We start from the raw sequence: 25,664 nt of genomic DNA on the forward strand, positions 1-25,664 counted from the left end.
GACCACGGTCCCGACCAGTTGTGATTACCGTTACTGTCGATGATTGTAGCCTTTGAGACCATTGTCTCTGCCCATGCGAGGGCTCGTTCCAGATATTTCACATCGTGTGTGGCTTCATACATGGACAGCGTCCCGCCGAAGACATATTGGAAGGTGTAGTACGTCCCCCCATCGCCACTCGCCGCCATCGCATCAAGTGTGGTTTGATTATTTTGGTACTCAGCATCGTAGATAGCCTGATAGTAAGAAACGGTTTCACCGCCGGCGCCTGCGCTAGCAGTCGTGAATGTATAGTCACTCGAGAGCGCCGCATTCCCGGCGGCATCCTTGGACTGTACTTGGAAGTGATATGCCTTGCCTGCGGTCAATCCGCTCAGTGTGACGGCGTGGCTCGTCACAAGGGAACTGTTGAGCGCTGTCGCGCTGCCGTAGGCAGCGGTGGTCCCATAGTCTGCCTGCGAGGTGCTTGACTTATCTGTGTTCCAGGTGACAGTGGCACTACTGGCGGTGATACCAGAGCTGGTTACGGAACTAATCGTGGGTGGGGTTGAGTTCTTAATGGAAATTGCTCCAGAAGAGGCGATATTATTGCTCTCATTGCTCTCATTGATGACATTGGTCGAATCGGCGACCACGACCACATAGAATGTGCCGCTTGCAGTTGATCCGGGAACGGTGAAGGAGGTGACAAGCGCCACGCTCGCGCCGGCCGCGAGACTCGATATATTCTGAGTACCCAGCACAGCCGCGCCAGTGGTGCTGGAAGGGCTCTTGGAAAGATAATACGCAACGCTAAAGGCGTTCGAAGCCGCAGTGCCTTGATTCTTGATGGTGTCGGATACGACGATGGTCGCGCCTGAAGAGGCCGATGAGGGGGCGCTGACGGCGGGCACGGTCAAGTCCGGCTTTGACCTTCGATAGTAAGCCTCGGCATGACCTGCAACGAGTTCCGTGAAGCACAGTGTGAGGGCGAGGGCGAAGGCAACCCGAAGCAGTAGGGGAAGACCAACCAGGCGGGATGTGAACTTGGCTGAATACATGACAACCGCTCCTTTCACTGAAGGTCGCTTTCCGTGAAAGGAGCGGTTGGTGTGGCCGCCCTTCCTTTCTTCGGTAACCCCGCTGTCAGCCCGATTGCTGATCGGTGGCTTTGCGTCCCAGCCTCGCGGCTGGTTTGCCTTTATCGGAAAGGACCCTTCTATGCCAGATAAGATAAGCAATGGTTGTGCCAGTTCATTACCATGACGCGAGTTTTGCATAATCGCCATCGGGCTCCGTGTTTTTAAGGAGTTCCGTGAATTTCTTGGCAGGGAAGAATGATTCATGGATTAATGGTCTCCTTTTGAAATGAGGGTATGGTGGCTCTGACGTGACAGATATCGTCACGTTAGTGACGTTTGGTGTCCTGAGGAAAGACAGGCACTAATCTGCGATCGCCCCAAGCCGGATCGAGTTGCAGAGAGGTGGTGAGATGTGAAAAACGTTGTACTGGACTGCGGCGATGGACGTGCTAAATTATAAATGAAGCCACGAGCCGCGTAAGCGGGGAACATCTCCTCCTCCTGGGTGGGATGTTGTGGTTTCAGGAGGCCGCGACGGGCGCAATCCGTTGCGGCCTCGTTTTTTGGTTAGTCTGTCTTGAATGTTTCTGCCCCCGCACCCATCCCGAAATCCCCCCTATCCCCCTTTACTAAAGGGGGGGGATGTTGCCGGAGGCCGTATCTTTCATGGCCATGGGCGTGCCACCGGCGCACGGGTATTGCCGCGAATCTCCCTGGCCTCCGCTCTGAAATCCCCCTCGGTCCCCCTTTTTTAAAGGGGGAGGCTACTAGAGGTGTCGTGCGATGTGCGCCGGTAGGATGCTACGCAATTGCTGTACCAGGGATGTTCGAGGGCTGGTCGTCTAACTGGGGATGGCTACAGAGGCTTTCGTGTCAGTGAGTTGCGAGCAGCAGGCTGGACGGAACAGGGATGAGGGAATCGGCGGATGCGCCGGACGGAAGAGAAGGAACTACATCGCTAAAGCGAAGAAATTACTCGTAGAACCTGTCCTGCAAACCCCGTTTACCCTTGTACATGCTCAGGGCGAACGGTAAGGGCATTGAAAAGAGTGACGGCAGTGGGTTCAGTACAGCCAAATCATTCTACAAGTTGAGTGAGTTATTACTCAGAGCATAAAATAGCTTGCTCCCTCCTTTCGCAAAGGGGGGTAAGGGGGGATTTGAACAATCAGGAAATCCCCCTCAATCCCCCTTTTTAAAGGGGGAGGCTGTTTGAGATGTCGTGCAAGAGTGCAATCTAGCTAGCGCTCCCCGTAATAAGACACCACCTATCAGAGATAGCAGGCTCTGCCCGGCATCGTTCGGTCTGTGCCATGCCTGACTCAAGTTGTGCAAATCAGAATTATAACTTGCTTTCTGCACAGACCTGGAGCATTATCGCGCCATGATCACTCGAGACATTTCGGAAGAACTTGTCAGATCCGCCGTGGAGTATCCTGTGGTGACCATCCTGGGTCCCCGCCAATCAGGCAAGACCACGCTGGCCAGGATGACGTTTCCGGATAAACCATACTTTTCTTTGGAAGATCCTGATGTCCGGATCGCAGCTGAGGCCGATCCACGAGGATTCCTCAGTCAGGTGGAAGGCGGCGGCATCCTGGATGAGGTGCAGCGTTTTCCGGCGCTGCTTTCCTACGTCCAAGGGATGGTTGATAAAGCCCCCACGCGCGGTCGGTTTATCCTGACCGGCAGTCATCAACCGCAACTGCACGAGGCAATTAGTCAGTCGCTCGCGGGCCGAACCGCCATACTGACGCTGTGGCCGTTCTCGCTGCACGAGTTGGGCCGCTACACCTCCGCGCGTGACCCTTTCGGCCTGATCGTTCGCGGATGCTTTCCGAGGCTTCACGAGGAGGGTTTGGAACCCCGCAGGTTTTTCAACGGCTACCTGCAGACCTACGTCGAGCGCGATGTGCGCGCGTTGATCCAATTGCGCGACCTGTCGCAGTTTCAGCGGTTTCTCACGTTGTTAGCGGGCCGGGTGGGCCAGATCGTCAACCTCGCTTCGCTCTCCAGTGATGTCGGTGTATCTGCTATGACCATCAGGAATTGGCTCTCCGTTCTGAAAGCGTCGTATGTTGTGTTCGAGCTGCCACCGTTCTTCGAGAATATCCGAAAGCGTGTGATCAAGTCCCCAAAAATATTTTTCACGGATGTGGGTCTCGCAACCTTTCTGCTGGGCATCCACACGGAACAACAGGCATCCCGCGATCCCTTGCGCGGAAGTCTGTATGAAAACCTTATCATTACGGATATCGTGAAAGGTGCTCTCAACAAGGGGATCAGGCCTGAGCTATATTTCTTCCGCGACTCCCACGGCAACGAGGTCGATTTGCTCATCAGGGAAAAAGGCGTAATGACGCCGATCGAGATCAAGTCCGCGGGGACGTTTTCCGTAGATTTCGTCAAGGGGGTAGAGCGGTTTCGAGCGCTGGGGATCACGCGCGGCTCCGAAGGCGCGGTCCTCTATAACGGCGAGCAGCAGTTCGCTGTCCGAGGCGTCCGCATTTTCAATCCGCTCCTTGTTGACAACATCTGGGAGACCCTGACCGCTCATCCGGCAGCCACGAGTTGATCGGCGATCGCTTCCCAGTCGGATCGGGGGATCGAGAGGTAGTGGAAGGTGAAATAGTGGGCCAGCTCGTGGAGCAGAAGGGTGCGGCGTGGAGAGGCTGCGGAGGAAGCTTATGTCGAGACCTTCTTCAATAGCTATTTTACAAAGCCGTCGGTCTGATGAGACAAAGGTAAGGTTATCACGCCTGAAGTTTAAGGCGATAGCAAGTTGAATGCTATTGATCCATGGGTTTCGACCATAAGGTGTGCTATAGTGATTTTCGACTATTCTGACAATAATTTAGCTATTTTCGACTATAGTAAAGGATTCTCGACCAATGAAGCTTGGCCCGGCTCCTCTCACAGTCTTCCAGGAAAAGACCGTCCCCAACGGCACCAGACTGGCCGGCTGGGCGGCGCTCGTCCATGCGCTCGCTATTCCGGGGCCGGTTCGGCGGCCGAGTTGCGTCTCGGAGCAGCACGTTCGCGGGAGCCGTCGGAAAGAGGGAGTCTGGGCCGTTTTTGATAAACGCTACTGGCCAGGCGATACCTTTGCCGATCACCTGACTTTTGCGCTCCGCCATGAAGACATTGATCTCCTGATCCTCAAGCGGATCTTCGAGGCGGTGGCGCAGGCGGAGATCGAGGCCATTGTCCGCGCCACGCCGACCGGCATTCCGGCGCGCCGCGCGTGGTATCTCTACGAAACCCTGACCGGCCGAACTCTTCACGTGGAAGATGCGCCGCGCGCCGCGGCTATCGATGTTCTTGACCCCAAGGCGTACTTCACGGGCAAGCCGCGTCTCTCGAAGCGGTACCGCGTACGCGACAATCTCCTGGGTACCGGTCGTTTCTGCCCCATCATCCGGCGTACCAAAGTGCTCACGGAATTCCTGGCACTTGACCTTGCCGCCAGGGCAAGGGACACCGTGGGGTGCACCAGCGCCCACCTGGTTGCGCGTGCCGCTCGTTTCATGCTGCTCGCCGACAGCCGGGCCAGTTTTGAGATTGAGGGCGAGCGCCCGCCGCGCAACCGGCTGGAGCGATGGGGCAGGGCGGTCCTGCAAGCCGGAAAGAACCGCCTCACACTCGATGAAATCATCCGCCTTCAGCGCGTCCTTATCGAGGACACGCGATTCGTACGCGCCGGTCTGCGTCCCGACGGCGTCTTTTTAGGCGAACGGGACCACCACGGCGACCCGCTCCCGGAATTCGTCGGTGCAAGGCCTGATGATCTGAACAATCTTATAGGCGGCTTGCTGGAGGCGAACGACCGCATGCGCGATGACGGCATTGACCCGGTGCTGAAGGCGGCGGCTACCGCTTTCGGCTTCGTCTATGTCCATCCGTTCCAGGACGGCAACGGGCGTATGCACCGCTGCCTGATCCATCACGTCCTCGCCGAGCGGAAATTTACGCCGTCGGGGATGGTATTCCCGGTTTCCTCTGTGATGCTGGACCGCATCGATGATTATCGCGCAACGCTGCAGGCCCATTCCGGCCCGTTGATGCCTTTTATCGAGTGGCGGCCCACACTTGGGCACAACGTCGAGGTCCTCAACCAGACTGCCGACCTTTACCGTTATTTCGATTGCACGGAAGAGGCGGAGTTTCTGTATGCATGCGTTGCACGCACCGTCGAGCACGATCTGCCGCGCGAGATCGACTATCTGCGCCGTCACGACGAAGCGACCCGCCGGATCATGGACGCGGTCGACATGCCGGACCGAGTTGCTGAAAACCTCGTACTGTTCATCAGGCAGAACAATGGCACTCTGTCCAAGAATCGCCGTGAGGGCGACTTCAAGAAGCTGAGCGAGGAGGAAGTGACTTTCATTGAAGGCATCGTCCGCGAGACCTTCGAGGGCTTCGATCAGGGTTCCGGCCGTCATGGCATCGGGGCTGACACGAAGTCGTAGAGACCAACCTTATAGTGGTGATGATCGATGTGGTTTTCTTGCTACGCGTGTTTTATGGGCTGGTGGGGAAGTATACTCCTCAATCAGTGGACCCTCGTGCTCAACGGACCACACCAAGTCTTCGAACTGCACTGAGAGGATTCGCTAATGTCCTGAGTCGGAAGTGTGGTGCAAAAGTCTGCGCTCCATGTATCCTTAATTTCTCCGAAAGTTCCCCCGCGTCATTGCTCAGCAAGTCTTTCGTTCCCGTCTTGAAATCCCCCTCGGTCCCCCTTTTTAAAGGGGGAGGCTGCTAGAGATGTCGTGCGATGTGCGCCGACGTACGGGAAGGAACTACATCGCGCGGTCTGTAAAACCTACCATGGCAGATGTTACGGTGAAGACCTACCTTTTGTTAGGCGGGGTTGCAACCGGGGCATGACGGGCGCTGGAGCGTGTGGATTCCGACCTTCGCGGGTCTGATCGAGGGTCACATGAAAGAAGGAGCGCCGCGGAACGTTCCTGTTTGGAAGTTGATCCGGGCGGTGGACAGCAGGCTCGTGGTGGCCATGAGGACGTTCAGATCGGTGTATGCAACATGATCGGAAGGTAAGCAGCATAGAGTGGAAAGTCTTTGTCTGTCGTGAAGATGGCAAGCTTGTGGTGAATGGCGACCGCGCAGATGAGAAAATCAGTGTTTGAGCCCTGAATCCCTTTCGTGCGGCAGAGGTTAAAGAACCGAGCTGCCGTAACATGATCGTCGGTTGCGATTGGCAGGTCTGGGAAGGCGGCCAGATGAACCGCCAGTGTTTTGAATTGCGCCTCGTCACGAATACCTGAGAGGAGTTCTTGCCGAATTGGTCCGATCATGCACACTCGGCCGTCGGAGATCAGGTTGCGGAGTTCCACGGCCGGCGCGGAAGCGCTCTGGCCCTTGCGGCGGAGCGCCAGAGACCACACGCTGGTGTCCACCAGGACCTTCATCGGCGCGCGCGCTGCTTTTTGTAATCGTATGTGGGATCGTAGTCGATCGTCCCGAATAGCGAGCCGATCTTGTCCTGCTCTAAGCGGTGGATGTAGTCGATCAGGGCCTGGGTGACCGCGGCTTTTTTTGTCCGGTGTTTGCCAAGCCTTACGGCCTGCGTGATCAGCGCGTCATCAATTTGAAGATTGGTCGCCATACAGATCACCTCCACACATATCTGTACACTGATGAATGTGTGATGTCAAGCCCTCTTCACTAGGGCGGGGTTCCGAGGTGGGCAGCGCAACGCCCACGATGGTTCCGGCTTACGCCTTTATGACCTTGTCTCGGGGGATGCCTTTGAAGGCGTTCCGCGTCGTTACGATCAGAGGGGCGCGCTGAGTAGTCTCTTCGCGTTAAAGGCGGAAGTCTCAAGAGGGGAAGCGGTGGAGGGCCTCACCCAAGTACGTGTCGTGGTGCTCGGAGATATCTTGACGGCCACTCGAGCCTAAGGCGACGATCTTCAGGTACGTCTCCGTGGGAAGGAGAGGTAGCCCTTGGCGCTCTTCCAGGTGCTGTTTCACAAGACGTCGCATGAGCTCAGCCAAGGAGATTCGCTGTGCCTTGGCCTCAGCCCGCAAGGCTTCGAGCTGTTCAGGGTCGAAATATGCCATTGTCCGCGCTTTCACCGTTCACTCCTTTTGAGGTGTTACAAATAGCATTATAATGCTAATGTCAGATATATCCAATATTTTCCGGAGCTTGGGACCCTGCCATGAGCTTTGTCGAAGGGTCGGTCTTAAACATCCAAGCCGTTTCCTTCGACCAGCTCATGACGAACGACTGGGGGATGTCGAGGGGCTAATCACGAACGGAAGATGAAGGGATTTATCACGCACTACTTATGCAGTCTTCTTCACTGTTATAACCACTTTGATCTGTCGACCCGCCATGTCAGGCTTCCTGTTTATACGCCGCAGCAGATCCTGGGCTGACAATGGTGGCCCAGCTCTCAACCCCCAGACTCTTCGGCATCGACGACCTTATCGGCGATCGCTTCCCACTGGGAGCGGGGAGCAGACAGATAGTGGAACGTGAAATAGTGGGCCAGCTCGTGGATCAGAAGGGTACGGTCGAAATGCGGAATCAGGATCCTGTTTGCATGAGGGACGTAGAGTGCGAGGGCGATACCAGCCTGCGCCTTGGCCGATCGGCCGAGCCGGAGATACTCCTGATGGATCTGGGCAGGGGAGACGACGAGTACCTGCGGCCGGGGTTTGGAAGGGTCCGGAGTGATGCCCATGAGACGGGCGACATCGAGATAGACCTGGTCAACCGTATTCGGGTCGATTTCGCGGTCACTGAAGTTCAGGATGTCGGCGTGGAGCCCCGCCCGAACACCCGGACTGGCCAGATACTGAACGCTGCCAAGGCACCCCTGGAGCAGAAGGGGTAGCAGAACCAGCGCACAACCAACGAGGTAGGATCGTACCTGGAGTGCAAACATGGCAACCGCTCCTTTCACTGAAGGTCGCTTTCCGTGAAAGGAGCGGTTGGGAGTGCCGCCCTTCCTTTCTTCGGTAACCCCGCTGTCAGCCTGATTGCTGACCGGTGGCTTTGCGTCCCAGCCTTACGACTGGTTTGCCTTTATCGGAAAGGACCCTTCTATGCCAGTTAAGATAGGCAATGGTTGTGCCAATAGACCGTCAGGCTATTGCTGTTCTACCATTGGAAATGACTCCACTATTTTCACCAGGTTACGTTGATATGCCGGGATGGATGATCCCGAATGCAAGACCAGACATGCTGAAGGATTCAGGTACTGCAGTTCCGCGTCACAATTTCTGTCACGCTGATGACAAAATGAGGTCAGAGCGAACGGGTGTGTGGGATCGGCGTACGCGATGTGGAGAAAGAGGGAGGAACTACATTACTCGGGTTATAAAAATTACCATTCGTCGGCTGCGGCGATACACCGGGATTACCCGATTGCCTGGAGGGAGAGGAGGTCTTTATTGGTCCCCCCTCGCCTCGGTTGGAGGGGAGGGGGGGGTGAGGAGGGACTTTCTGGGCAATGATGTCCTTAATTCTGTTCCTGGTTATCATACAGTGACGGGCGCTCAGGCTGACCGTTCACAGCTCGTCCTGGCGAGATAACGCGAACCGCGTTGAGCGTGATAGCCAATACCGTGACCGTGACGATAGCGTTTGCCGGGATATGCAGGTTGAAATCCGTAAGGCTGTGGATGAGCATAGCAAAGACGGCAGTCATGCCGGCCAATGTCATGATGCCGGCAAACGGATCTTGGCGCACCAGCCACCTTCCGAACAGATCTCGATACCAGACAATGAGGCACCAGATAACGAGGCAGAAAGCGCCGATGCCGCCTTCAGCCAGCAGTTGCAGGTAATCGTTGTGTGCGTATTGGAAAATCATCTGGGCAGTGGAGGTCTTGTATGTCGGGAACACTTCTTCGAAGGTGTTGAAACCGGAACCCAAGCGGAGATAATCCCCGGCCATCCGAAGGGTGTCTTGCCAGAGAATCGATCGCTCTTCCACAGTTGGTTCCTGAAATGTTTGTTCGAGCCGTTCCATCGACAGGAATGCGCGGTTTCCCCCCATCCACACGGCGGCGATCAGCACGAGGCCGAAGAAAGCAAGCGCCAGCCGCCTCCCCTTTGAATGCGATGCTCGCCTCATTGTCGCCATGACAACGAAAAACACCATGGAGCCTACGAAACTGACAAGGCCGCCGCGAGAGCCGGTCAGCAATAACGCGGCGCCCATAAATATCGCGGCAAACATAAGCAGCACCGATTTACTGGTCTGCTGGGAGGTCCACAGGAGGAATCGTTGCCTGATGGTGAGACGCCCCTTGCGTACGGGAGCCTGGACCAAGAGATATCCAATGGTCAACGGGATGGCAATCTCCATGTAGCCGGCGAAATGGTTCCTATTAACATAGGGGCCAAAGGGCAACCCGCCATACGGCAGCACGTGAACCCAGTAGATCTTACCGCCTCCGGAAAAAAGTTGCGTGATCCCGAGCACCGCCAGAAACAGACCCATGCCGATGATGATAACGATAACCCTCTCGATCTCTCTGCGCTCCCGGAAGTTGTTGAATAGGATCCAGAACAGCGCGACGTAGGCCAGAACTCTCAGGAACTCTTCACGGGTGGCGATCGGATCGAGTGAGATCGTCCGCCATCCCATCTGAAGATTAAGGGCAGATGCGCCATCGATGTAGACCGAATACGCTGCAGGCGAAAGTAGCCTGATCGCACTCAAAGGTAAGGGGAGCATTTGCAAGAGCATCAGAGTCAGAAGAAGAAACACCGGGGTATTCAGCGCTGTTGGCTGGAATTCGATTGCTCCATCCCGTATCATCCGAAGGGTCCAGATAACCCCCATGAAGAGTACCAGTAATTCGGCGATTGCGATGGACCAGACCTCGACGGTGCCGAAGGCGAGCGGCGTAAAAATCAGCAGGGCGGCAAGCATCCATGGGAGGAGACGGTCGAAGAAGGGCATCGGTCACACGTTACGATAGGATCCTCACGACGACAGTTGGATCGCCTCGCCACCCCCCATATCTCCTGGCCAGCAGGCGATGTTCGAAGAGGCGGAAGTTGAAGCACTCCCGGAGCCACGGATGCGCGCATGATGAGACGGAGGCACTCACATACTTACAAGTATAACCCTTCCGCCCCCTCAAGACAATGCGCCTGGTCGTTTCGCCGCTCCGGCCTGTTGTATAGTGGCAAAGGCGGTTGTTATCTGTCAATGAAAATGTGAGTCTGTGTACCGCGAAGACTGCACAGCGCCATCGACCCTCCGGCCGTTTCGCCTTGAAGCGCCCCGCCTCATTGGGTATAGTGATCGCCGGCTCTTTATGCCATATTATCAGGTGCATCGACAAGCTTGATACTGTTTCCAATATTCATTATAATTCTGCAGATAAATTTGTGATATCGGAACTCTTAACGAAAATTTATCGATCTACGAGCGTACAATTGGTTCGCCACGAAACCGGAGTAGTGCTGGTCCTGTCGGGTGAAGGGAGATAGATGCATGTCCGAAACGGAAGTGGAAACGACCTACGTTGACAACGTATTCGGGATAGTGACAGACCAACGGGTCGTCTATCATCCGAACAGAGGGTGGTTGACGGAAGGGCGCAAGGAGGACGTGCCTCTCAGTTCTATCGCGTCGGTCGAATTCGTCATATCCCGCAGCCTCAGCAATGGGATCCTTCTTATTATCATGGGGGTGCCGACGATACTGGTGCTTATCGGTGTGATCTTTATCCTGTTCGGCTACTGCCTTCTCAGAGGTACCCCAACGGTTATTGTCAACACGACGGATGGCAAGCGCGAGGTCATGAAGGGCTGGCCGTGGCAGCGCGAACAGGCTGAGGAGTTCGTGAAGGCGCTTCAAGGCCGCATCGCACCGGGTCAGGAGGTTCGCGTTGAGTATGTCAGTTCGGGCTCCGTCGGGACATCGGGCCAACAGCTCAGTGGACCCATCCTTTTTGTGATCGTAATCTCGTTGTTCGTTATTGTGTTCTGCGCTATCGCCTGGCTGGTCATGCTGTTTGGCTGGTCTCCCTTTTAGGCACTGCAACGAATAGTACGCAGGATGTGAGGAGGAGCTGCGATGTTCTTAAAAGACAGACAGACCGGTCACCTGGTAGAGGTCATTGATCTTTCTGCGCTGTTTGATCCACATCAGTCGGTTGTGATGGGCCGAATCCATGCCGGCGAGGAGATGCAGGATCCTGCCGGTTTTGATAAGTCCGATCTGATCTTCCCCTCCGGCGAGTGCCTGCCGCGCTACTGGGTGGATGTGCACTACAAAAGCGCCGCGGGGTAGTGTCCTCATTCAAGCTTACCCGAGGAAATATCGCTGATTCGGAAACTCTCTTCGCGCGTCATTGCGGGTCGAAGGCGAAGCAATCTCACCGTTCTTGATGAGCTGCAGAGGAGAACGGATAGATTGCCGCGCTCCCGTTGGTCGCTCGCAATGACGGTGCTGTCAGACGTGATACCTTGGGCACGGCTGCATGTAAATTAGGACACTACCCCCCCGCGAGAAAGAGTTGACATTGCAAAGCGCGTATGAAATATTTCTCCAACAGCAACACGCCTTCTCAGGTCTTATGACCTCTGACGGCGTTTTTGTTTGAATCCAGCTTCCGATGAGTTCTTGCAACATAGGTGAGCCTGTCCTGTAAACCCCTCGTTGTGCTTCGACGGGCTCAGCACGAACGGGACACCAATCTTTTCAATGGCCATACCGTTCGCCCCGAGCATGTCGAGGGGTGAGCGGGAGTTTGCAGAACCAGATCAGAAAGGATACCTATGAGCAATGTGTCGACGATGAATGGGTGCCTGGGGCGCGACCTTGCGCTCGAACTGGTCCGCGTGACCGAGGCCGCCGCGTTGGCCGCGGGGCGATGGATGGGACGCGGGCAAAAAGACGCGGGCGATGAGGCGGCCGTCCATGCCATGCGGGCGATGCTCAGGACGGTCGATATCGACGGTGTGGTTGTCATCGGCGAAGGCGAGAAAGACGAGGCGCCCATGCTTTTCAATGGCGAGACGGTCGGGACCGGCCACGGACCTGCCGTGGACGTGGCGGTGGACCCGGTGGAGGGGACCAGTCTGCTGGCGCATGGCCGGCCGGATTCGATCGCTGTGATCGGCGTGGCGCCCCGCGGTACGATGTGGTCCCCCGGCCCCGGCTTTTACATGAGCAAACTGGTGGTCGGACGCGAGGCGCGGGACGCCATCTCTCCTTTGAGTCTCGCCGCGCCTGTGGCCGACACGCTTGCGGCTATCGGTGAGGCGAAGCATAAGGCCGTGGCGGACCTTACGGTATTCATCCTCGATAAGCCGCGCCATGCCGGACTCATCGCCGATGTGCGAGCTGCCGGCGCGCGCGTGTTGACGCGCACCGATGGCGACGTGGCCGGCGCGCTGATGGCTGCGACGCCCGGTTCGGGGGTGGATATTCTGATGGGCATCGGCGGGACGCCGGAAGGCGTCATCGCGGCCTGTGCCGTGCGCGCATTGGGCGGGGCGATGTTGGGTCAACTGGCTCCCCAGAAACCCGGCGAGCGCGAGGCGTTGGTCGATGCGGGTCTCGATATCAACCGGGTTCTCACCGAGCGAGACCTTGTGTCCAGTGAGGATGTGTTCTTTGCGGCGACAGGCATTACCGATGGTCTGTTGATGCATGGCGTACGATATTCGGACAACGTCTCGACGACTCACTCGATCGTGATGCGTGGCAAGAGCCGGACGAGGCGCACGATTCAGGCGGAACACTGCCCGGATGAACTAAAGACTATCAAGTTGTGTCACGAGATTTAAGACAGGCACAGGACAGAAAACGAGATAGGAGGAAGGCATGTCACTCGTTTCGATGCGACAGTTACTCGATCACGCCGCCGAGCATGGGTATGGCGTCCCCGCCTTTAACGTGAACAATATGGAACAGATTCAGGCGATCATGGAGGCAGCCCATGAGGTAGACAGCCCGGTCATTATGCAGGCCTCCGCCGGCGCCCGCAAGTATGCCGGTGAACCATTTCTCCGCCATCTGTTTCTGGCGGCGTCGGAGATGTATCCCGATATCCCGGTCGTTGTCCACCAGGATCACGGCGCATCCCCAGCGGTGTGTATCGCGTCGATCCGCTCCGGATTCAGCAGTGTCATGATGGACGGCTCGCTCCTGGCCGACGGTAAGACCCCGTCGTCGTATGAGTATAATGTTGCGACAACGGCTCATATTGTTGATGTGGCCCACGCGATCGGCGTATCGGTGGAAGGGGAACTGGGTTGCCTTGGCTCCCTCGAAACCGGGACTGGCGAGAAGGAAGACAGCCACGGCGCCGAGGGAACGCTCTCCCGGGATCAACTCCTGACCGACCCCGAGCAGGCCGCGCAGTTTGTCAAGGCGACCAGAGTGGATGCCCTGGCTATTGCCATCGGCACCAGCCACGGGGCCTATAAATTTTCCCAGAAGCCGCAGGGCGATGTCCTTGTGATGGAGCGGGTTAAAGCGATCCATGCGCGTATTCCGGACACCCACCTGGTCATGCACGGCTCCTCCAGCGTTCCACAGGAGTGGCTGAAGATCATCAGGGAGTTTGGTGGCGACATGCCGCAGACCTACGGGGTGCCGATCGAAGAGATTCAGCTTGGGATCAAGCATGGGGTGCGGAAGGTGAACATCGACACCGATCTGCGTCTGGCGGCCACCGGTGCTATTCGACGGGATCTGGCGCAGAATAAGAAGAACTTTGATCCGCGGAAGTTCCTGACGGCGGCCACCAAGGCGATGCGGCAGATCTGTAAAGAGCGCTATGAACAGTTGGGGAGCGCCGGTCACGCGAGCAAGATCCGTCCGATCTGTCTGGATGATATGGCCCGCCGCTACACCAAGGGCGAGCTCGACCCGCGCGTCAACTAGCCAGTGACTACGTATAAGATCGCCCCTTCGATTCTGTCTGCCGACTTTGCCAGACTGGGTGAAGAGGTGCGCGCCGTCGATGCGGCCGGCGCCGACTACATCCACGTTGATGTAATGGACAATCACTTTGTGCCGAATCTCACCATCGGGCCGGCCGTGGTCGCTGCGATCCGACCCCACACGGCCAAGCCGCTGGATGTTCACCTGATGATCGAGCCGGTAGACCAGATCATCCCCGACTTTGCGAAAAGTGGGGCTGACATCATCACGGTCCATCCGGAGGCGACCCGCCATCTGGATCGAACGATCCAGCTCATCAAGAGTCTCGGCTGTCGCGCAGGTGTCTCTCTCAATCCGGCGAGCCCCATCGCCTGGCTGGACTATGTGCTGGAGCGGCTGGATCTGGTGCTGGTGATGAGCGTCAACCCCGGCTTCGGCGGCCAAAGTTTCATCGACTACGTGCTGCCGAAGATCACAGCCCTGCGACACCGCATCGACGCTCTTGGGAAGGCGATCGACCTGGAGGTGGACGGCGGCGTAAAAGCAGAGAACGTCCGTCGCGTTGCGGACGCCGGAGCCGACACTTTCGTGGCGGGTTCCGCTATCTTCGGGACTTCCGACTACGCGGCCACCATAGCCCAGTTTCGGACTGCCCTTGGCGGTGCAAAAAGTTGGTGTTGACCCATAAACCGGCAGACTGCGGGCTCGACGTACCTCATCAAGCAGATCGAGACCTGGCTTCCCGAGGCGTCGCAGGGTTATCGCCCGGAACCAGGTACGCGATAACCACCTGCGAGCTTCCCCTGAAGCGCTTACCTTCGTGATAAGTACGGTGACTATGGCGATCACCAAGAGCCCAAGCAACACCCCGATCAGCGCCCCTCTGAAGGAGAGACGGAAGTTCAGACCGCCGGCGACGTTCGCCAAGCGCGCGGTTGTGAATAAGGCCTCCGTCTATAAGGAGGCGTCGAAGGATCCGGTCAGGTTCTGGGAGCGCCAGGCGAAGGCCCTTCACTGGTTCAAGTCGTGGAAACGGGTCCTCCAATGGAAGGCGCCGCACGCCAAGTGGTTTATAGGTGGCAAGCTCAACGTCGCTTACAACTGCCTCGACCGCCATGTAAACGGCTCCTTGCGCACCAAGGCAGCCCTCATCTGGGAGGGAGAGCCGGGCGAGAGCAGGACCTTCACGTACTGGGATCTGTATCGTGAGGTGAACCGCTTCGCGGCGGCCCTCAAGCGGCACGGCGTCAAGAAGGGGGATCGAATCACCATCTATATGCCGATGATCCCGGAGGTCGCCATCGCGATGCTGGCGTGCGCGCGAATCGGCGCGCCTCACAGCGTAATCTTCGGCGGCTTCTCACCGGAGGCGGTCAGGGACCGCATCCTTGACGCCGACTCGGCCCTCGTGATTACGGCAGACGGCGGCTACCGTCGGGGCGCGGTGGTACCGCTCAAGAAGAACACGGATGAGGCGCTCAGGGCGTGTCCAGGTGTCAAGACGGTGATCGTCGTGAAGCGGACCGGGCAGGCCATAGACATGGAGCCAGGCCGGGACGTCTGGTGGACCGATTTCATTAAGGATGCGCCGGCCAGGTGCGCCCCGGAGATCATGGACGCCGAGGACATGCTCTTTCTCCTCTATACCTCCGGTTCGACCGGGAAACCGAAAGGAATCATTCACACCACAGGCGGCTATCTGACCGGGGTCGCCGCTACGCATAAGTGGGTCTTCGATATCCAGGACAACGATGTCTACTGGTGCACAGCTGACGTGGGCTGGGTGACTGGTCATTCATACGTCGTCTACGGGCCGCTGGCCAACGGGGCCACTACCGTCATGTATGAGGGAAGCCCGGACTACCCGGATAAGGATCGCTTCTGGCGTCTCATCGAGAAGCATGGGATTACGATATGCTACACGGCGCCGACGGCCATCCGCACCTTTATGAAGTGGGGCGAAGAATACCCGAAGCGTTGCGACCTATCGAGCCTTCGCCTGCTCGGTACCGTCGGCGAGCCGATCAATCCCGAGGCGTGGGTCTGGTACTGGCAGGTGATCGGCGGCGGCCGCTGTCCGGTGGTGGACACCTGGTGGCAGACTGAAACCGGCCATATCCTCATCACGCCGCTGCCGGGGATTACCACGCTCAAGCCCGGCTCGGCGGCCCGCCCCTTCCCGGGGATCGACGCTGAGGTCGTGGATGAGAACGGCAGGCCTGCCGCGACCGGCTACCTGGTGCTTCGCCAGCCCTGGCCCGGCATGCTCCGCGGGATCTGGGGCGATTCGGACCGCTTTACCAAGGAGTACTGGTCGAAGTATAAGGGTATCTACTTCACCGGTGACGGGGCCGGCCGAGACAAGGATGGTGATTTCTGGCTGTTGGGTCGCGTCGATGACGTCATGAACGTGTCAGGGCATCGCGTCTCGACGGCGGAGGTTGAGTCTGCCCTCGTGGATCACTCCTACGTAGCTGAAGCGGCCGTCATCGGTCGTACCCACGAGATCAAGGGGCAGGCCGTCGCCGCCTTCGTGACCATTCGTGACGGCATCAGGCCCACTCCCGAACTCCAAACCGAGATCAAGGCGCATGTTGTCAAGAAGATCGGCGCCTTCGCCAGACCGGACGACCTGATCTTCACGGCCGAGCTGCCCAAAACCCGGAGCGGCAAGATCATGCGTCGCCTGCTTCGTGACATTGCTGAAGGTCGCGCGTTGGGCGATACCACCACACTGGCAGACGCCAATGTGGTGGCTGAGCTCAAGGCCAAGTACGGCGAGTCGTAGCGCTCACGATCCGATAAATAAATAGGCCCGAAATCACTTACGTGCCCAGGTTCCGTTCGGAAGCTGTACCAACCAGCCAGGGTGAGCCGCGTCGCGGCGGATCGAGGCAAAGGTCTCGGCGGCCTGCGTCTTTACCCTCGCCAGATTCGCAACGGTTCCCTCTTGCTTAGTAAGCTTGAGGATCGCTTTGGCCATCCCGTTGATAATCACCTCCCGATCTTGGTTCACCTCCCGCAGCAACGCGGCTTCCGCCTCGCCCACTTGCGACGGGCTCACGCGAAACGCCGCCTTTCCATCGTTCGCCTCACCCACCAATCCTTGATCTCGAAGTTGGTTGAGTCTCGCGAGCCGCTGGCCGATCCCTCTATACGCGGCGATTACCTCCGGATAGGTCTTAATCTCCTCCGTAATTCGCCGCGAGAGATCGTCCTGGGCCATGGCTTCAGTCACCAGTGCCATGTGCCATGCACGTGTCATGACCAGCAGCGGTTGTCGCCCTTGCCGTAGGCTTGACTTCGGCGGCTCTGCCGGCGCTTCTTGCTGTTCCTTCTTTGGAGTCTGCAGCAACTCCTCTTCCAGCGACTTGTAGGCCGACTTGACATCCTTTTCCGGAAAATAGACGTTGACGGTAATGACCGCGCACGCGGCGAAGCTGAATAGAGCGCTCAAGGCGAGCATGACAAGCGATTTTCGGTGGTTGCGCATCCACGTCCTCCTTCTGCCTACGGTCCTTAATGACTGTAGCTCAGTGGTTCGTTTCACAATTACGGTCACGTATCCGTTCGTGGTGAGCTTGTCGAACCATGAACGGGGAGGCCACCCTTCGACTGGCTCAGGGTGAACGGATTTGTGGGCATAGTTATGAAATGCTGTACTTAGTGATTTGTCTTGGCCGAGGTCCTCATCCGCTCGATCGCCTCGCTGATGCTCTCGATCAGGTGAGCCACACCAATCTTGTTAAAGGAAGGCGAGACTCGAACGTCCAAATCCTTGAACCCCAGAACTGTGTGGGATATCTCAAGTTCATGAAAGATCAGATCGCCCGCTTTTAAGGCTACATCCAGTACGCCTCGGTCATAGCGACGAGCCACTCCAAACAGACTGAAATAGCGGATCCGCTGCCCCGCCAACTGTTCGATCAAGGTGCGGCTGATCTTCCGCTTTTCCTGCGGGGAGTCCACGGCCCAGAACCGCGCGCTGCCTTGTGCTTGGTCGAGGGCAAAGTGGGGAATCTCGAGGTCGGCCATGCCGTTAATCCGACCATTAATATACCCTGTGATGGGCGGAAAGGCATCACAAATCGCGCGTAGGCTGAGCCCCTCAGTGAGTAAGGTCAGAGTGATCCCCTCACTCAACGGCTCGACCATCCCCCAGCCGCTCCATCGCCCATCCCAGGCCGCAAAGGCAAACCGCTGTACGACGATTCGGTTCTCGGACGAGGCGAGGGCGATCTCGATGTTGCGAAGCTCGATCGGGTCGTAGCGGAGCGAGTTGATGGTCAGTGAGAATGGCGCCTTGGCAGGTACGTTTGATAACCTCTCCAGCGCTGCGCGATACTCAGGTTCGGTGAGATGGGACCAGCCTGCTTTCTGCCGGGCCGCGACCTGATGCAGCGGTGAAGTTGAACCCTGATCGATCCGCCCGTACAGCGGGATTACGCCTGTTGCGCCATCCACATGGAAGAAGTTCGACCCTATGCCGACATTCCGCAGAGCAAGCGCCCCATGATATTCCTGGCCAATCAGTTCCAGATCAGCCCGAAGCTGACCGGTTAGCTGAGTCGCCTCAGGCCGGCCCCCCGTCAGGGCGGTCAGCGGGGAGCGGAGCGCGGCGGCCTCTGTCCACGGGACGGACAGGTGAACACGAGCGGCGCTGGGGTCGTTGTGGCCAAGCGGCAGGCTGCCGGTGAGGATGAGCGTGAGCTTTTCGTCGGTCCGAAGGGCCGTCTCGGGAATCGTCAGCAGGCCCTTATCGAGGGTGAAGGCGACTGCGCCCCGGATGCCCGTGAGTAGAGGCGTCGGCTCGGCCTTTTCCCGCGCCAGATTGAACGAAAGACCATGAAACGTTATCGCGCCGCCGGCAGTAGGAGGTTGCGATCCGCCGAACGTGGCATCTGCCGATATGACCAGGCGTCCTTCCCTGCCTACGATCCGCCGGCTGGCCAGCCGACCGATCATGGGGCTGAGCTCAGCAGCCGACAAGTCGAGTTCGTGAGCTTTGAGCGTGAGCAGACCATCACGGTAGGCGACGGCAAGTTCAACAGGGAGCACCCGATTCGTCGGATCCCCACCGGCCAGCAGTTCGCGGAGCCCTCGCACTCTGATCGAACCGGACGCCTGCACGCTGTGGCCGGATTGGAGGGTTCCTTGCGCCTGAAGAAGAATATGGCCGCTGGCCGCGCCGGTGGATGCCATGGGTGGGGACTTCAGGATCAATTGGTGTAACTGCTCGGTCACGGCAGGCGGCAGATCGATGGTTGCCGTCACGAGACCGTGGGAGAGCGCCGCCGACAGTTCGGCGTCGAAAGGGATCGCCAGTAACTCGGCCGGTTTTTCTGTAGGGGCGAACAGCGACTGCGGACGGAGGCCGCGCACCGAAAGCGCCACACGCATCTCGTGCAGGGGCGCAGTTCTCGAAAACGAGGCGTGGCCCTGGACATCCCCATCACCCGTGGCAACGTGCAACTCTGAAATTCGAACCTGGTCAGGGTCCATCTCGAACCTGGCCCTGAGTGCGCGCAGGCGCCGACCGGGGAGGTCGGCCTGTTCGATGGCGAGTGCGCCGTCAAGATTGCGCCCTGATGTTCCTGACCATTGGACGGTGATCTGCGCGCGCTGCAGTGTTGCGGCACCGCTTATAGCGGCAGCGTGGAGCTGTATCGATCGGCTCACGATCTCTGCCTTCCACGAGCGGCCTGTGCCTGGCCACCAGATATGGATCGAAGGATCGACAAGTCTGGTGATCGACACGCCCCTATCGGCCAAATGAAAGAGTTGTGTGAGGAGGGTTGGCTCGATCCTCAGATCGGTCGTCGTGACGTCGAGGCTGTCGCGTCCCCACCGCTGTCCGCTCCCTTTGGCTCGGATCTGCGCGCCGGAGAGCGATGCGACCAGTTCCTCGGTGACGACGTCACCACTGGTCGGATCGACGCTGATCAAGGCCTGAAGCGACGGATTGCTGTGTCGCTGTCCGAGCAGTTCAAGCGCCTGACCGCGCAGCCCCGCTTGCAGCCGGAGCCCGGTCTCTGTACGCTGAAGGCGCATGCCTCCGGTGAGCCCGCTGATCTTCAACTGTTGCGTGGGAAGCGCCAATCCGCCATCTTTAAAGATGGCCGCGAGCTGCCCAACGGGCAGGTCGGGCCAGTGGCCCTGAAGCGTGGTCGGCTCGCCTTCCATCATCCCCGTAAAGCCGGAAAACCAAGGGAGAGAGAACTGACGCGCCAATGTGCCGAGATCCGCTTGCCACTGCGCGACGGTCAGCGTATAAGCGGGCGGCCAGTTGCCATATCGAATGGCGGCGTTCCCGCGAACCAGCGCCCCTTCAGCCTCGAACGACCAGTCGGGAATGGTTACGGCCCGATCCGGATAATCAAGACGAAATCGTACTGCGCCCCGCAGCCTCTCCTCCTGGACCAGCGCCTGGATTTCCCCCTCGAGCGTGTGCTTCAAGGCGCTACTGATCCGAACTGTTCGTCCGCCGACGGTAGCCTGCGCCTGCATCTCTAACAGCAGAGGATCCGGCTTCGGCTCGAGAGTAACATTGACATCGGTGATCTGATGGCTGTCGATCTGAATCATGCCGGCGGTGATAGAGGTCCGGGGGAACAGCAATGTAGTGGGCCGGGTGGCGGGTTGCAGATGCTGTTGCACCTCCTGAGCCAACGCCAGGAGATTCCACCGACCATCGTCAAGCTGTCGGAATAACAGTTCCGGGCTATCGATCCGCACATCGGTCGGCATGACCTGACGCGTGAGGATCAACGACGGAATGTTCAGCGTGGCGGCAAGGCGCTTTACCCGCAGCGCCACACTCCGGCCATCAGGATCAAACAGGGTGAGATGGTCAATCATCAGGTCTGCGGTCAGATTCGGGCGAGGGTGGATACTCGCCGCCCCAATGGCGCAGCGAATCCCATACGGAGCGCAGCCAAGCCGCTGGAGAAGGGTGGGCAGGAAGAGGGTGAGCAGAAGAGAGGCGACGACAACAGCGGTCGTCAATCCCGCCAGCAGAACGATCAGCGTCGACTTGAGTTTTCTCAATGGTGAGATGCTCCAGTTGAAAGGGGCGCTTGCAACCTTCGCATAACCATACGCAAGGGGAGCAAGGGTTGGCAAGCAAATCCTTGATTGCAAGAATAGAGAATGCGACTCGTCATTGCGAGTGACCGAAGGGAGCGTGGCAACCTCAGCCTTCTCGATGTTGCGAAGAACAGTAGGATTGCTTCGGTCGCTGTGCTCCCTCGCCATGACGCGGGCGGGGGACTTTCTAACCAATGAGAGACAAACGAACGGATTGCGCGGCCGGTCTGTACTCTTGGGATTCTCATAGACAGCGAAGAGCCAAGCGTGATACCTATAACGTTGCGGTTTCAAGGGCGTCGTTTCCCCGATATCCTGGAGATCACCCAGCACGTTGAACGCCGTGCTGCTCATGGACGCAACGCGATAGAGGCTACGTTACACCAAGGGATCCAGGGAGAAAGGAGATCGGATCATGATTGACTGGCGGCGATACCTCAGCAGCGACCCGCTGATTTGCCACGGCCAACTCTGCGCCAAGGGGACACGCGTCTTTGTTACGAATATCCTCGACAGCCTTGCCGAGGGAGCGAGCAGGGAAGAGATTCTCCGAAGCTATCCGTCGCTGAAGCCCGAACACATCGACGCCGCCATCGCCTATGCGGCTGAGCTGGCGCATGAGGAGGCTAAATGTCGGAGCACGACGTAACCGTCACGTGGCGGCGCACATCCGAGACTTTCGAGTACGAGGTCTATAACCGCGATCACTCCTGGTCGTTCGACGGCGGCGTTCAGGTTCGCGCATCCGCAGCACCCGCCTATCACGGCGACCCCGACTGCGTCGATCCCGAGGAGGCGTATGTCGCGGCCCTCTCCGGTTGTCACATGCTGACCTTTCTGGCTGTTGCGTCACGCAAGCGACTGACGGTCGATGCGTACGAAGACCACGCGACCGGGTTTCTGGAGAAGAATATACATGGTAAGCTGGCCGTGACGCGGATCGTTCTTCGACCGCGAGTCCGGTTCAGCGGCTCTGTGACGCTATCTCACGGCGAACTCCTGAGACTCCACGAGCAGGCGCATCAAGGCTGCATTATTGCCAATTCGATATTGGCAACCGTTACGATCGAGCCGGTCGACTGATACATGGTCGGCCACTGCGGCGCGCCGGTGGATAACAGTGATGAACGGGGCTCTTGAAAAGCGCGTCCGGATCGGCACCTCTGGCTGGTCGTATCCAAGAGGGCAGGGGAGATGGAACGGGATCTTCTATCCCGCAAAGCCCAAGAACGAGTTGGAACTCTACAGCCAGGTCTTCAACGCCGTGGAGGTAAACTCTACCTTTTATCGACTACTCGATTCCGAGACGGCAAGGGCGTGGGTCACGATTACGCCCAGGAATTTTGAGTTTGCGATCAAGGTCTGGCAGAAGTTCACACATCCGGGGATGTTCAAGAAGGCGACCGGCGCCGAGCCGGAGGTAACGCAGACAGATTACGATAACTTCAAGCGCGGCATCCAACCGATTGCCGAGGAATGCAAGCTCGCCTGCCTGCTGATCCAGTTCTCCGAGTGGTTTGCGCGCACGCCTCAGCGCCAGGATACGCTGTCCAACCTTCTACGGCAGTTTCAAGACTACCCCATGGCTGTCGAGTTGCGCCACGCCTCGTGGGACGAGCACAGCAAAGAGACCAGGGCGCTGCTGGAAGCGTTCAATGCGGGCTGGGCCTGCATCGACATGCCGCAGTTGAAGGATACGATCAAGCAGGAACTGGAGCCCCAAAAGTTACTGTACCTGCGCTTCCACGGCAGGAACCGCGAAAAGTGGAGGCAACATGAGACGGCAGAGGAGCGGTATGACTACCTGTATTCAGAAGCGGAACTGAAACCGTTCACGGAGAAGGTTCGGGAGATCGTAGCGGCTGGAGAGAGCAAGGTGCTGATCTTCTTCAACAACCACGTGCGAGGCCAGGCCCCGGCGAATGCCTTGATGATGGCGCGTCAGATCGGACTACCGCCTACAGCGACCGTCCGCGAGGAGTTCGCCAAGGCGTTTCCTGCGATCAACGAGGCTGTTAAGGCAATTGCGGCCTGAACGCCTACCGAGGCAGATTTGGGATCTTGTGGATGGTCGAGTTGGAGACCGCAAAGGCCTGCACCTGCGGCTCGCCGTCGATCACGCCTTCGAGCGCTTGCAGCACCTGGGGGTAGGTCTCGCGATGGTACGCATCCGCGCTATCAGCCCTGTCCCACAGGCTGATGGCGACCGCCTCGTTGCGCTCGCCGGAGACGAAAGAGATTTCATCACAAAACCCGTCCTGCGACCTGAGGATCGGGATGATTTCACTCTGCAGCGTTCGGGAAAATTCGACAGAGCTACCCGGGCGAAGCTTTACACAGACCTTTCTTGCAAACATGCGTTCCTCCAGAATCAGAGCAAAGACGATAAATGGGATTCCAGGTGACCTGAACGATGAGGACGACCGCGGAACTCCCGGTGGCAGGAATTCAGTCAACGGATTCTAATCGAGGCGATAGTGTGTGTCAACAAAAATATCCCCTCACGTTGCCTTAGCAGAACAGTTAGCGCCCGCGCCGCGGGCCGTCTAGTGCTTTCAGCCGGACCCTCGCTTGCGGAAGACGATCAGGTACGCGAGAACTCCAACGAGCACGACCCCTCCGAGCTGCCACAGCAGATTTTCCATGCTCACCCCCTAGGCTGTCGCCTTGATAGTATAGTTCAGCATCCCACCGGCCAGGACGATGTCCACCTCCCGAGAGGTGAGATCATGTCTGACCATAAAGTTCGTCTCTTTTGTGACATTGCGCACGATAATCTGCCGTCCCTCTCGGATCTGTTGCGCGAGTTGTTCGATTCGCAGATGGTCACCCTGCGCGACTGTGTCATACGCTGTCTCATCCATGAAGATCAGCGGGAGGATCCCGAAGTTAATCAGGTTGGCCCGATGGATGCGGGCGAACGACTTGGCGATAGCCGCCTTGAGGCCGAGGTACATCGGCGCGAGGGCAGCGTGCTCCCGGCTGGAGCCTTGGCCATAGTTGCTGCCCCCGACCACGAAACCGCCGCCCTTCTCTTTTGCGCGCTTGGCGAACTCCGGATCGATCCGGCTGAAGGCGTACTCCGCGATGGCCGGAATGTTGCTGCGCAAGGGCAAGATCTTCGAGCCGGCAGGCAGGATATGATCGGTAGAGATGTTGTCGCCCATCTTCAGGAGGACCTCGCCCTCGATGGTGGAAGGCAACTCCCCCCGGATCGGTACCGGCTTGATGTTGGGGCCCCGCATAATCTCGACCTGCTCCGGGTGGGGCGAGGGCGGGACGATCAGATTATCGTCGAGGGTGAACTTCTCCGGCAGACTGATTGAAGCGGGTTGGCCGATGCGCTTCGGGTGAACGATTTTGCCGGCCAGGGCGGAGGCCGCGCAGACCTCCGGACTGGACAGATACACTTTGTCGTTGGGCGCGCCGCTCCTGCCCTCGAAGTTCCGATTAAAGCTTCTGAGCGATGCCGTCCCGCTGGCCGGCGCCTGCCCCATGCCGATGCACGGGCCGCAGGCCGACTCGAGGATCCGTCCGCCCGCTGCGATCAGATCGGTCAGCGCGCCATTGGCGGCGATCATAGTGTAGACCTGCTTGGAACCTGGTGTGACCGTGAAGCTGATGTCCGGGTGGACGGTCTTGCCCTTCAGCATCGTCGCGACCGTCATCAGATCCTGGAACGAGGAGTTCGTGCAGCTTCCGACGCAGACCTGTGAGATCTTGGTCCCTTCGACCTCGGAGACCGGGCAGACATTGTCCGGGCTTGAAGGCCGGGCCACCATCGGCTCCAGTCGGTCCAGGTCGATCTCCAGCAGTTCGTCATAAGTGGCATCGGGATCGGGCGCCAGGGAGACCCAACTACTCTCGCGGCCCTGCGCCGCGAGATAGCGGCGTGTCTGCTCGTCGCTTGGAAAGATGGACGTCGTCGCGCCCAACTCAGCCCCCATATTGGTGATCGTGGCTCGCTCCGGCACACTGAGGCTGGCTACTCCCTCCCCGCCGTATTCCAGAATCTTCCCTACGCCGCCTTTTACGGTAAGCCGCCGCAAGACCTCCAGGATAATGTCTTTGGCCGAGACCCACGGGCCCAATCGACCATTTAGTCTGATCAGCATGGCCTTCGGCATCGGGAGATAGAAGGGACCGCCCCCCATGGCGACGGCGACATCCAGGCCGCCCGCTCCGATGGCGATCATCCCGACGCCGCCGCAGGTGGGGGTGTGGCTGTCAGAGCCGAGCAACGTCTGACCAGGCGCACTGAATCGCTCCAGGTGAACCTGGTGGCAGATCCCATTCCCCGGACGCGAGAAGTAGATGCCGTACTTGGCCGCAATGCTCTGCAGGAACCGATGATCGTCGGCGTTTTCGAAACCGGTCTGCAGCATGTTATGGTCTACGTAGCTGACCGACAGCTTCGTCTTCACCCGGGGGATGCCCATTGCCTCGAATTGCAGATAGGCCATCGTCCCGGTCGCATCCTGCGTCAGCGTCTGGTCGATCCGGATCGCGACCTCTTTGCCCGGGACCAGCTCTCCAGCGACCAGGTGGGCCTCAAAAATCTTTTGGACCAGGTTCATCCCCATCATCCATCCTTTCAAAAATATCCTAATGAAAAGCCCCAA

21 protein-coding genes and 2 riboswitches are annotated in these 25,664 nt (G+C 58.3%); of the genes, 11 read left to right on the forward strand and 10 right to left on the reverse strand.

All coding sequences use genetic code 11. The features are described 5' to 3' along the window. Positions 1-1,040: fibronectin type III domain-containing protein (locus KGL31_01105; protein ID MDE2320508.1), on the reverse strand; the 1,040-nt coding region annotated here is incomplete at its 3' end. Positions 1,041-1,109: 69 nt separating this feature from the next. Beyond that, positions 1,110-1,189, reverse strand: a riboswitch (cyclic di-GMP riboswitch). A 1,256-nt stretch (positions 1,190-2,445) separates the two neighbouring features. On the opposite strand from KGL31_01105, the gene KGL31_01110 reads away from it, so the two are divergent. Together KGL31_01110 and KGL31_01115 are read left to right on the forward strand one after the other, a co-directional pair. After that, complete coding sequence (locus KGL31_01110) at positions 2,446-3,636, forward strand: ATP-binding protein (protein MDE2320509.1); 1,191 nt, start codon at positions 2,446-2,448, stop codon at positions 3,634-3,636. Between the two features lie 316 nt (positions 3,637-3,952). Next, on the forward strand, positions 3,953-5,533 hold the full coding sequence (locus tag KGL31_01115) for a Fic family protein (protein ID MDE2320510.1): 1,581 nt from the start codon (positions 3,953-3,955) through the stop codon (positions 5,531-5,533). Between the two features lie 558 nt (positions 5,534-6,091). Here KGL31_01115 and KGL31_01120 read toward each other — a convergent pair. The 5 genes from KGL31_01120 to KGL31_01140 form a co-directional block, all read right to left on the reverse strand. Further along, a complete protein-coding gene (locus tag KGL31_01120) occupies positions 6,092-6,496 on the reverse strand; it encodes a PIN domain-containing protein (GenBank protein ID MDE2320511.1) in 405 nt (134 codons plus the stop codon). Further along, complete coding sequence (locus KGL31_01125; GenBank protein ID MDE2320512.1) at positions 6,493-6,693, reverse strand: type II toxin-antitoxin system VapB family antitoxin; 201 nt, start codon at positions 6,691-6,693, stop codon at positions 6,493-6,495. The genes KGL31_01120 and KGL31_01125 overlap by 4 nt, the downstream gene beginning before the upstream one ends. A gap of 214 nt (positions 6,694-6,907) precedes the next feature. Continuing rightward, a complete protein-coding gene (locus KGL31_01130; protein MDE2320513.1) occupies positions 6,908-7,165 on the reverse strand; it encodes a ribbon-helix-helix protein, CopG family in 258 nt (85 codons plus the stop codon). Positions 7,166-7,488: 323 nt separating this feature from the next. Continuing rightward, positions 7,489-7,983, reverse strand: a complete 495-nt coding sequence (locus KGL31_01135) for a hypothetical protein (protein MDE2320514.1) — start codon at positions 7,981-7,983, stop codon at positions 7,489-7,491. A 69-nt stretch (positions 7,984-8,052) separates the two neighbouring features. Next, positions 8,053-8,132, reverse strand: a riboswitch (cyclic di-GMP riboswitch). Positions 8,133-8,559: 427 nt separating this feature from the next. Next, positions 8,560-10,011 carry an O-antigen ligase family protein gene (locus KGL31_01140; GenBank protein MDE2320515.1) on the reverse strand — a complete coding sequence of 484 codons (1,452 nt, stop codon included), beginning with the start codon at positions 10,009-10,011 and terminating at the stop codon, positions 8,560-8,562. 540 nt (positions 10,012-10,551) lie between these two features. Here KGL31_01140 and KGL31_01145 point away from each other — a divergent pair. The 6 genes from KGL31_01145 (at position 10,552) to acs (ending at position 16,744) form a co-directional block, all read left to right on the forward strand. Next, entirely contained in the window at positions 10,552-11,094 is a 543-nt protein-coding gene (locus KGL31_01145) for a hypothetical protein (protein MDE2320516.1), read from the forward strand. A 42-nt stretch (positions 11,095-11,136) separates the two neighbouring features. Further along, entirely contained in the window at positions 11,137-11,352 is a 216-nt protein-coding gene (locus KGL31_01150; protein MDE2320517.1) for an acetyltransferase, read from the forward strand. Between the two features lie 488 nt (positions 11,353-11,840). Beyond that, on the forward strand, positions 11,841-12,854 hold the full coding sequence (glpX, locus tag KGL31_01155; GenBank protein ID MDE2320518.1) for a class II fructose-bisphosphatase: 1,014 nt from the start codon (positions 11,841-11,843) through the stop codon (positions 12,852-12,854). 37 nt (positions 12,855-12,891) lie between these two features. Continuing rightward, positions 12,892-13,956, forward strand: a complete 1,065-nt coding sequence (gene fba, locus KGL31_01160) for a fructose-bisphosphate aldolase class II (GenBank protein ID MDE2320519.1) — start codon at positions 12,892-12,894, stop codon at positions 13,954-13,956. A gap of 3 nt (positions 13,957-13,959) precedes the next feature. Further along, complete coding sequence (locus tag KGL31_01165) at positions 13,960-14,637, forward strand: ribulose-phosphate 3-epimerase (protein MDE2320520.1); 678 nt, start codon at positions 13,960-13,962, stop codon at positions 14,635-14,637. Between the two features lie 157 nt (positions 14,638-14,794). Next, positions 14,795-16,744: an acetate--CoA ligase gene (gene acs / locus KGL31_01170; GenBank protein MDE2320521.1), complete on the forward strand. Its 1,950-nt coding sequence runs from the start codon at positions 14,795-14,797 to the stop codon at positions 16,742-16,744. Positions 16,745-16,777: 33 nt separating this feature from the next. On the opposite strand, the gene KGL31_01175 is transcribed toward acs, so the two are convergent. After that, positions 16,778-17,449: a DUF1318 domain-containing protein gene (locus KGL31_01175; GenBank protein MDE2320522.1), complete on the reverse strand. Its 672-nt coding sequence runs from the start codon at positions 17,447-17,449 to the stop codon at positions 16,778-16,780. Between the two features lie 170 nt (positions 17,450-17,619). Further along, entirely contained in the window at positions 17,620-21,003 is a 3,384-nt protein-coding gene (locus KGL31_01180) for a hypothetical protein (protein MDE2320523.1), read from the reverse strand. 454 nt (positions 21,004-21,457) lie between these two features. On the opposite strand from KGL31_01180, the gene KGL31_01185 reads away from it, so the two are divergent. From KGL31_01185 to KGL31_01195, 3 genes are read left to right on the forward strand one after another with little or no spacing between them, the layout of a single operon-like run. Next, the gene (locus KGL31_01185; GenBank protein ID MDE2320524.1) at positions 21,458-21,691 is read left to right on the forward strand and encodes a DUF433 domain-containing protein; all 234 of its coding nucleotides are present in this window, start codon (positions 21,458-21,460) and stop codon (positions 21,689-21,691) included. Then, complete coding sequence (locus KGL31_01190) at positions 21,673-22,125, forward strand: OsmC family protein (GenBank protein ID MDE2320525.1); 453 nt, start codon at positions 21,673-21,675, stop codon at positions 22,123-22,125. The genes KGL31_01185 and KGL31_01190 overlap by 19 nt, the downstream gene beginning before the upstream one ends. Positions 22,126-22,165: 40 nt before the next feature. Then, complete coding sequence (locus tag KGL31_01195) at positions 22,166-23,077, forward strand: DUF72 domain-containing protein (GenBank protein MDE2320526.1); 912 nt, start codon at positions 22,166-22,168, stop codon at positions 23,075-23,077. 4 nt (positions 23,078-23,081) lie between these two features. Here KGL31_01195 and KGL31_01200 read toward each other — a convergent pair whose 3' ends face one another. After that, complete coding sequence (locus tag KGL31_01200) at positions 23,082-23,399, reverse strand: hypothetical protein (GenBank protein MDE2320527.1); 318 nt, start codon at positions 23,397-23,399, stop codon at positions 23,082-23,084. Between the two features lie 297 nt (positions 23,400-23,696). Continuing rightward, the gene (locus tag KGL31_01205; GenBank protein ID MDE2320528.1) at positions 23,697-25,625 is read right to left on the reverse strand and encodes an aconitate hydratase; all 1,929 of its coding nucleotides are present in this window, start codon (positions 25,623-25,625) and stop codon (positions 23,697-23,699) included. Positions 25,626-25,664: the final 39 nt, after the last annotated feature.

It is taken from the genome of Candidatus Methylomirabilota bacterium (genome assembly GCA_028870115.1).
Classification (GTDB): domain Bacteria; phylum Methylomirabilota; class Methylomirabilia; order Methylomirabilales; family Methylomirabilaceae; genus Methylomirabilis.

Bases quoted from the DNA above. Each gene is read 5' to 3' on its own strand.
- KGL31_01110 (MDE2320509.1), top strand. From the start codon at position 2,446: ATGATCACTCGAGACATTTCGGAAGAACTTGTCAGATCCGCCGTGGAG.
- KGL31_01115 (MDE2320510.1), top strand. From the start codon at position 3,953: ATGAAGCTTGGCCCGGCTCCTCTCACAGTCTTCCAGGAAAAGACCGTC.
- KGL31_01120 (MDE2320511.1), bottom strand. From the start codon at position 6,496: ATGAAGGTCCTGGTGGACACCAGCGTGTGGTCTCTGGCGCTCCGCCGC.
- KGL31_01125 (MDE2320512.1), bottom strand. From the start codon at position 6,693: ATGGCGACCAATCTTCAAATTGATGACGCGCTGATCACGCAGGCCGTA.
- KGL31_01135 (MDE2320514.1), bottom strand. From the start codon at position 7,983: ATGTTTGCACTCCAGGTACGATCCTACCTCGTTGGTTGTGCGCTGGTT.
- KGL31_01140 (MDE2320515.1), bottom strand. From the start codon at position 10,011: ATGCCCTTCTTCGACCGTCTCCTCCCATGGATGCTTGCCGCCCTGCTG.
- KGL31_01145 (MDE2320516.1), top strand. From the start codon at position 10,552: ATGTCCGAAACGGAAGTGGAAACGACCTACGTTGACAACGTATTCGGG.
- KGL31_01150 (MDE2320517.1), top strand. From the start codon at position 11,137: ATGTTCTTAAAAGACAGACAGACCGGTCACCTGGTAGAGGTCATTGAT.
- glpX (MDE2320518.1), top strand. From the start codon at position 11,841: ATGAGCAATGTGTCGACGATGAATGGGTGCCTGGGGCGCGACCTTGCG.
- fba (MDE2320519.1), top strand. From the start codon at position 12,892: ATGTCACTCGTTTCGATGCGACAGTTACTCGATCACGCCGCCGAGCAT.
- acs (MDE2320521.1), top strand. From the start codon at position 14,795: ATGGCGATCACCAAGAGCCCAAGCAACACCCCGATCAGCGCCCCTCTG.
- KGL31_01175 (MDE2320522.1), bottom strand. From the start codon at position 17,449: ATGCGCAACCACCGAAAATCGCTTGTCATGCTCGCCTTGAGCGCTCTA.
- KGL31_01185 (MDE2320524.1), top strand. From the start codon at position 21,458: ATGATTGACTGGCGGCGATACCTCAGCAGCGACCCGCTGATTTGCCAC.
- KGL31_01190 (MDE2320525.1), top strand. From the start codon at position 21,673: ATGTCGGAGCACGACGTAACCGTCACGTGGCGGCGCACATCCGAGACT.
- KGL31_01195 (MDE2320526.1), top strand. From the start codon at position 22,166: ATGAACGGGGCTCTTGAAAAGCGCGTCCGGATCGGCACCTCTGGCTGG.
- KGL31_01200 (MDE2320527.1), bottom strand. From the start codon at position 23,399: ATGTTTGCAAGAAAGGTCTGTGTAAAGCTTCGCCCGGGTAGCTCTGTC.
- KGL31_01205 (MDE2320528.1), bottom strand. From the start codon at position 25,625: ATGGGGATGAACCTGGTCCAAAAGATTTTTGAGGCCCACCTGGTCGCT.